The 6,037-nt window shown below is 70.8% G+C and carries 7 protein-coding genes; 5 read left to right on the forward strand and 2 right to left on the reverse strand.

Annotated elements, in window-relative coordinates:
• Nucleotides 1-33 precede the first annotated feature (33 nt).
• Nucleotides 34-531 (forward strand): hypothetical protein, encoded by a 498-nt coding sequence (locus tag AB0J66_RS27790; protein ID WP_364666435.1) that lies wholly within the window; start codon nt 34-36, stop codon nt 529-531.
• 51 nt (nt 532-582) lie between these two features.
• Complete coding sequence (locus tag AB0J66_RS27795; RefSeq protein WP_364666438.1) at nt 583-1,122, forward strand: GrpB family protein; 540 nt, start codon at nt 583-585, stop codon at nt 1,120-1,122.
• Here AB0J66_RS27795 and AB0J66_RS27800 read toward each other — a convergent pair.
• On the reverse strand, nt 1,119-1,292 hold the full coding sequence (locus AB0J66_RS27800) for a hypothetical protein (protein ID WP_364666441.1): 174 nt from the start codon (nt 1,290-1,292) through the stop codon (nt 1,119-1,121). The two genes, AB0J66_RS27795 and AB0J66_RS27800, sit on opposite strands and share 4 nt — an antisense overlap.
• Nucleotides 1,293-1,324: 32 nt before the next feature.
• On the opposite strand from AB0J66_RS27800, the gene AB0J66_RS27805 reads away from it, so the two are divergent.
• A complete protein-coding gene (locus AB0J66_RS27805) occupies nt 1,325-2,053 on the forward strand; it encodes an alpha/beta hydrolase (protein ID WP_364666444.1) in 729 nt (242 codons plus the stop codon).
• Between the two features lies 1 nt (nt 2,054).
• Here AB0J66_RS27805 and helR read toward each other — a convergent pair whose 3' ends face one another.
• On the reverse strand, nt 2,055-4,196 hold the full coding sequence (gene helR / locus AB0J66_RS27810) for an RNA polymerase recycling motor ATPase HelR (protein ID WP_364666447.1): 2,142 nt from the start codon (nt 4,194-4,196) through the stop codon (nt 2,055-2,057).
• Between the two features lie 203 nt (nt 4,197-4,399).
• Between helR and AB0J66_RS27815 the strand changes: the two genes are divergently transcribed.
• Nucleotides 4,400-5,644, forward strand: a complete 1,245-nt coding sequence (locus AB0J66_RS27815) for a vanadium-dependent haloperoxidase (RefSeq protein ID WP_364666450.1) — start codon at nt 4,400-4,402, stop codon at nt 5,642-5,644.
• Nucleotides 5,645-5,698: 54 nt separating this feature from the next.
• A complete protein-coding gene (locus AB0J66_RS27820) occupies nt 5,699-6,013 on the forward strand; it encodes a hypothetical protein (RefSeq protein ID WP_364666452.1) in 315 nt (104 codons plus the stop codon).
• The last annotated feature ends 24 nt before the right edge of the window (nt 6,014-6,037 follow it).

The raw sequence follows: 6,037 nt of genomic DNA on the forward strand, positions 1-6,037 counted from the left end.
GCGGCTCGGGGGTGTGCGGGGCTCGAAAGGCTCGTGGCGCATGACTTCGATGAGGTCGGCGTGCCGGCGGGGGCGGACACCGCGTGGCGGCAGCGGTCCACTGAGGAGTGGATTCGGCGGGTGCTGCGCTACCAGGAGGCGGGGCTCGATGTGCTGCTGACCGGGCAGTCGCCGCTCGGGGAGGTGCTGGCGTGTCCGTCGGCGGTCGAGCTGAACGGGATCGCGGCGTGCTTGCTCGACGTGGACGACGAGGTGCGGTGGCGGCGGCTCGCGGAGCGGGACGGCGGCAGGTGGGACGAGCGCGCCCGGCGGGCGTTCCTAGGGTGGGGCCGGTGGCATCGCGGTCATGCGGCCGATCCCCGGCATGCGCCCGAGGCGATCACCGAGGGCGGCTGGGAAGGGATGCGTTGGGAGCGCCGGCGGGACTGGGACCGTCACTGGCCGGTGCGGGTCATCGACACGACCGGGCGGACCGTCGAGCAGACGACGGCCGACCTGGTGACATGGGTCAACGAAACGCGCGAGGGCTGAATGCGTCTTCCTCCCCTGCCGGCGTCGGCCGGACCGCTGACACCGGATCAGATGGCGCGTCGGGTGGTCGGAGACCGGCCACCCGAGGTGACCAAACCCATCGAGATCAGGCCGTACGATGACGCCTGGCCGGTGCGCTTCCGGCGGGACGAGGCCCGGATCCGGGGTGCGCTCGGCGAGCGGGCGCTCGCGATCGAGCATGTCGGGTCGACGGCCGTGCCGGGGCTGGCGGCCAAGGATCGAGTGGACATCGACCTGATCGTGGCGGATCCGGCGGACGAGGACGCGTACGTCCCGGCCCTGAATGCCGTTGGTTTCGTCCTGGCGGCCCGTGATCCGCACTGGTACGAGCACCGGTGCCTGTGGACCGCGAGTCACGACACCACCCTGCACGTCTTCGGGCCCGACTGCGACGAGCACCTGCGGCACCTGGTCTTCCGGGACTGGCTGCGCGGCCACCCGGCGGACCGCGAGCGCTACGCGGCCCGCAAGCTGCAGGTGGCGGCCGAGCATCCCATGTCGATGGCCCGGTACGTCAGCGGGAAAGCCTCCGTCATCGTCGACATCCTGCGCCGCGCGGGGCTGCGCTAACGGCCGACCGAGCTCCAGTCGATCGGGGCGGGTTCGCCGGCCCTGCGGGTCTCGAGGCGGCGCGTGATCTCGGGGCCCTGGACCCGGAGGGTGGCGATCAGCGGCGCGAGCAGCTCGCCGATCTCGGCTTCGTGGTCGCCGACACGCACGGTGCGGACCGGATGGGTCATGTGCGGCAACCTACACGCCTATGCTGCCGCGCATGCGTCTCTACTCCGAATGGCACGGCCAGGGCGACCGGCCCCTGCTTCTGATCCACGGCGGCGGCTCGACGATCGAGTCCAACTGGGGGCGGCTGATCCCGGCGCTGGCCGGCCGTCGCCGCATCCTGGCCGTGGAGCTGCAGGGGCATGGGCGGACAGAAACAGGTGACGGGCCGGCGTCGTTCGAGAAGTCGGCCGACGATGTGGCCGCGCTGCTCGACGAGACGGTGGACGTGCTGGGGTTCAGCAACGGCGGCCAGGTCGCCCTGCAGCTGGCGATCCGGCATCCGGGGCGGGTGCGGCGGCTGATCGCCGCGTCGGCGGCCTACCGGCGCGACGGCATGATCGACGGGTTCTGGGAGGGCATGGCGGCCGGGACGTTCGCCGACCTGCCCCAGCCCTACCGCGACGCGGATCTCGCGGTGAGCGGCGACCCAGGGCACGCCGAGCGGATGTTCCACCTGGACCGCGAGCAGATGCTCACCGGCTTCCAGGACTGGCCCGAGGAGCAGCTCGCCTCGATCACCGCGCCGACGCTCGTGGTGGCGGCCGACCGGGATGTCGTCCGGACCGAGCACACCGTGCGGCTGGCGTCGCTGATCCCGGGCGCCCGGCTGCTCATCGTGCCCGGCAACCACGGCGACTACCTCGGCGAGCTGCTCTCGGCCGGCGATCCGGGCCCGCTGCAGCGCACCCTGCCGTTCCTCGTCGACTTCCTGGACGGGTAGGTCAGCTGGTCAGAATGACAAGCTGCTGGGTCGCCCGGGTCATCGCGACGTAGCGATCGACCGCCCCCTCGATCCCGCCGCCGAACCGCTCGGGGTCGACGAGCACGACCAGATCGAACTCGAGCCCTTTGGACAGCTCGGGTGTGAGAGAACGAACCCGCGCCTCGGTGGGCACCGTCAGATCGCCGATCACACAGGCGATGCCCTCCGCGTGGCCGGCGAGCCACTCGTCGAGGATCTTGTCGAGCTCGGTGACGGAGCCGCGCGTGACCGGGATGCCGCTGGTGCGGATCGACGTCGGCACGTTGGCGTCCGGCAGCGCGGCCCGGATCACCGGCGCCGCCTCGACCATGATCTCCGCCGGCGTCCGGTAGTTGATCGTCAAGGAGGCCAGCTCGACCTGTTTGAGGCCCACGCGGGTCAGACGCTCCTCCCACGACTCGGTGAAGCCGTGCCGCGCCTGCGCCCGATCCCCCACAATGGTGAAACTGCGCGATGGGCACCGCAGTAGCAACATCTGCCATTCGGCATCCGTCAATTCCTGCGCCTCGTCGACCACGATGTGCGCGAACGGCCCGGCCAGCCGATCCGGGTCCGCCTGGGGCAGCACCGAATCGTCGACCAGAACGTCCCGCAGATCCTGTTGGACGAGCATTTTCATCAGGCCTTCGCCGTCGTCGTAGGCCGCCGAGTCGAGCAGATCGTCCACCACCCGGTCCATCCGCGCCCGCTGATCCGCCACCGCCGCCTCCTGCCGCCGCCGGCGCCGCGATTCCGCCGGGTCCCCGACGCGCTGCCGGGCCGCGTCCAGCAACGGCAGATCGGCGGTGGTCCAGGCCGTCGTTTCCTTGCGCTGCAATTTCCGTACGTCCTCAGGCGTGAGCCAAGGCGCGCAACGGCGCAGATAGGCCGGCACCGACCAGAGATCGCTCACGATGTCGGCCGCTTCCAGAATCGGCCACGCCCGGCTGAAGGCCGTCGCCAATTCGCGATTACGCACGAGTGAGCGCCGCAGCAGATCCTCCGGTTCCTCGCCGTCGTATTTCGCGACCAGGATCGCCAGCAACTCCTCCCAGACCTGATCGCGCCCCTCGTTGTGCGGCGTGCCGGGCCCGGGCGCGCCGAACGCCTCGGCCCAGTCGTCCGCGGTCAGCCGGATCTCCGCGTCGTCCGTGACCACCGTCAGCCCTTTCGCCGGCGGCTCCTCGTAGAACCGCACCGCCGCCTCGACTGCCGTCACCATGCGGGCCTCGGCCTTCAGCCGGGCCACCTCCGGGTCACGCTCGGTGGTGGCCTGCGCCCCTTGCGGTACGAGGTCACGCAGCGTACAAGTCTGGACGTCCTCCTCCCCCAGGCTGGGCAGCACGTCGGAGACGTACGCGAGATAAGGCTCGTGCGGCCCGACGAACAGCACGCCACCCTGCCGGTGGCCGAGCCGCGGGTCGGAGTAGAGCAGGTACGCCGTGCGGTGCAGGGCGACGACCGTCTTGCCGGTGCCCGGCCCGCCGTCGACCACGAGCGCACCCTTCGACCCGGCCCGGATGATCGCGTCCTGGTCGGCCTGGATGGTGCCGAGCACGTCGCGCATCCGGGCCGACCGGTTCGAGCCGAGGCTGGCCACGAAGGCCGACTGGTCGTCGAGGGCGGCGTTGTTCGCGAGCCCGTCCGGCGTGAAGACCTCGTCCCAGTAGTCGGTGACCTGCCCGCGCGTCCAGCGGTAACGACGCCGGCTGGCCAGGCCCATCGGGTTGGCGTGGGTGGCCCCGAAGAACGGCTCGGCGGCCGGCGACCGCCAGTCGACCAGCAACCGCCGCCCCTGACTGTCGGTGAGACCGAAGCGCCCGATGTACGCGGTCTCGCCGCCCTCGGCCTCGACCATCCGCCCCAGGCAGATGTCGAGGCTGTAGCGGCGCAGCGACCGCAGCCGGGCGGTCAGCCGCTTGACCGCGTCGTCCCGGTCGACGGCCTGCCGGCCCATGCCGGCCGGGGCCCTGCGCTCGATCTCGAGCCGCTCGGTGAGCTCGGCGATGGACTCCCGGAGGCTCTGCTCGACGGCCGCGAAGTGCTTCTCGTCGTCGGCGATCAGCGCCGGGTCGTCCTTCGCGGCGAGATTGCCGGGAAGGCGGAAAGCGCTCGTATGCATTTTCGTGATCCCCCGATATTCGGCTAATCAGGCCTACGGCGGATGATTCTGCGGCACAACAGGGCCCTTGCCGCAAGACCCCCCATGTGCTATATGTTAGTAGTGGCGGGAGGAGATGTTTCCTCTCGTCTTTTTTCTTGTCTTCCCCATTCATCATCGTCAGTCTGTTCTCGATTGATTGTCGTGGACGGGGGAACAAGACCATGGCTCTTCGTGTCCGCCTCGCCGCGCTCGCCGCCGGGGTGCTCGCCCTGACGCTCGCGCCGGCGCCCGCTCAAGCCACTGCGACTGGCGTCAATGCCGTCGTGACGTGGAACGCCAACGCCCAGACCGCCATCTACGAGGTCGCACGGCAGGCGCCGTACGTGGCGCCGCGCAGCTTCGCGATGGTGCACGGCGCCATCTACGACGCCGTCAACGCGATCGCCGGCACGCCGTACGAGCCGTACCTGGTCGCGCCGCCCGCCCATCGCGGGGACTCAGCCGACGCGGCGGTGGCCGCGGCGGCGTACCGCGTGCTGTTGAACCTGTTCCCCGCTCAGAGCGACGCGCTGCGGCAGCAGTACGACACCGCGCTGGCCGCGATCCCCGGCGGGCGGGCCAAGACCCGTGGCATCACGGTGGGCGAGACGGCCGCGGCCGCGATGATCACCGCCCGGCAGGGTGACGGCGCGTTCGAGCCGGCCACCTGGAACGTGTCGGCCGCGCCCGGGCAGTGGCGCCCGACGCCACCGACGCTCGGCGCGGACGGGGCGTGGGTCGGCGACCTGAAACCGTTCGTCATCCCGAGCACCACCATGTTCCGTACGGCCGGACCGCCCGCCCTGACGAGCGCGCGTTACGCGGCCGATGTCAACGAGGTCAAGGCGATCGGCGGGGCGGCCAGCACGATCCGGACGCCGGACCAGACCTCCGCGGCCATCTGGTGGCACGACCGGCGGCTGACCGAATGGGAGATCAAGCGGCAGGTCGCCACCCGGCAGCATCTGGGCACGCTGCAGGCGGCGCGCTTCTTCGCCATCGCCGAGATCGCCAACGCGGACTCGCTGATCGCGTGCTTCAACGAGAAGAAGCACTGGAACTTCTGGCGCCCGGTGACCGCGATCCAGGAGGCGGCGTCCGACGGGAACCCGCGCACGACCGCCGATCCGGCGTGGATGCCGCTGCTGGTGACGCCGCCGTTCCCGGACTACACGTCGGGCCACACGTGCTCGACGTCGACCATCATGGCGACGATGCGGGCGTACTTCGGGCGCGATGACATCCCGTTCAGCGCCTACAGCGCCGACTCGGGGACGACACGCCACTTCGACAGCTTCTCCGGCGCGCTGGCCGACGTGGTCGAGGCCCGCATCTGGGGCGGGGTGCACTACCGCTCGGCCGACGTCCAGGGGGTGCGGATCGGCAACGGGGTGGCGGCGTACGTTCTACGGCACGCCTTCCGCTGACCGCTCGGTCACCGGCCGGCGGCCGGTGCCCACCCGATCGCGAAGGACTGACGCGTGCCCGACCGACCTGAGATCGTCTGCATCTGTGGCTCTGCCCGGTTCGCGGACGAGATGAGTGCGGCCAACCGAGCGCTGACCCTCGCCGGGGCCATCGTGGTCGCGCCGGGGGTCTTCCCGAGCCCCGAGGATGGCGAGCCGCTCACCGATGAGCAGAAGTCCGCGCTCGGCGCCCTCCACCTCCGCAAGATCGACCTGGCCGACCGGGTGCTGGTCGTCAACCCGGACGGTTATATCGGCGAGTCCACGAGCCGGGAGATAGCCTATGCCGAGGCCACTGGCAAGCCGGTCTCGTTCACTGTTCCCGTCTGACGCGCCGTGGGGCATGCCGGCGAG

This window comes from Actinoplanes sp. NPDC049598 (assembly GCF_040675435.1).
Taxonomy (GTDB): Bacteria; Actinomycetota; Actinomycetes; order Mycobacteriales; family Micromonosporaceae; genus Actinoplanes.